General features: G+C 43.6%; 2 protein-coding genes. One reads left to right on the forward strand and one right to left on the reverse strand.

From position 1 onward, the window contains the following. Positions 1–18: 18 nt before the first annotated feature. Complete coding sequence (locus BZG78_RS15250) at positions 19–216, reverse strand: Type 1 glutamine amidotransferase-like domain-containing protein (protein WP_077661694.1); 198 nt, start codon at positions 214–216, stop codon at positions 19–21. Positions 217–549: 333 nt separating this feature from the next. Here BZG78_RS15250 and BZG78_RS15255 point away from each other — a divergent pair. Continuing rightward, positions 550–1,142: transposase (locus tag BZG78_RS15255; RefSeq protein ID WP_158011815.1), on the forward strand; the 593-nt coding region annotated here is incomplete at its 3' end.

Below are 1,142 nucleotides of genomic sequence, written 5' to 3' on the forward strand. Positions count from 1 at the left end.
TTTCAAGTTCGTCAACAATTAGCTTTCAAGTTCGTCAACAATTAGCCCGCGTTCTTCAAGGGCCTTTTTGCCAGCATCCACATAAAATGTAACATCTTCGACAAGACTCGCCGTAGGTATGAATGTAACAGTTTTTCCTGCGCATTTTTCCTCGGCGAACTCCACGAATAAATCTGCCACATCCACGAAAGATGAAGTTAAAAAAATCTTTTTCATTACATTTCCTTTCTTCCCGAACACTTTTCTAGAAACTTAACGCCCGCTTAAGGGGTGAGTGAATGTGTGCCCAAATTGTAGCGAAGCGAAAATGGCACACGTTTACGAATCCCTCTTGAAGCGTTTGTATGGATAATCTCACCCGTATTTGGGTAAAGTGAGACCCAGGCTTTAGCTGCAACTAAAGCTTTCTAATGTGCAGTTCGATTGAACGCTGGCTCCTCTGTCGAGAGACCGATAACAAACATGAACGCACCTTAGAACTCCAAGCACCAAACTCGAATACTCGACTGGGTCTCGAACCCGTATTACGCAAACAAGAGTTAGCTTATTATGAATACTGCATCCAATCAAAACATCTACATCAGCGTCGATACCGGCAAAGCGCAACTCGACATCTACGTCAGACCAACTGCGCACTTCTTCTCTGTGCCAAACACTGATAAAGGCATTAAAGATGCATTGAAAATCATCAAGCCATATCAGCCTGAGCGCATCATCATTGAAGCCACTGGCCGATTAGAAATGCCCTTTGTGATCGCGTGTATTGAAGCCAATTTACCCATCGTACGCGCCAACCCTGTGCACATTAAACGCTTCGCCGGCGCCATTGGCCGAAGAGCGAAAAATGACCGGTTAGATGCTGAGTTAATCGCACATTATGGCGACGCCATTAAGCCTGAAATCACCATTATCAAGGCGGAAAATATACGTTTAATGAGTGATTTAGTCATCAGGAGAAACCAGCTCCTATCTATGCAAACGATGGAAAAGAACCGCTTGCAGATACTGCCCAAAACCTTGCATTCAACCATCAAACCCATGCTCACTGCGATAAAAAATCAAATCACCAACATCGAACAAAAACTCGTGAAGTTGATTGAAGTATGCCCTGAATATCAGACTAAAAATACGCTCTTACAAAG

The sequence above is a fragment of the Salinivibrio sp. MA351 genome, assembly GCF_001996065.1.
Taxonomy (GTDB): Bacteria; Pseudomonadota; Gammaproteobacteria; order Enterobacterales; family Vibrionaceae; genus Salinivibrio; species Salinivibrio costicola.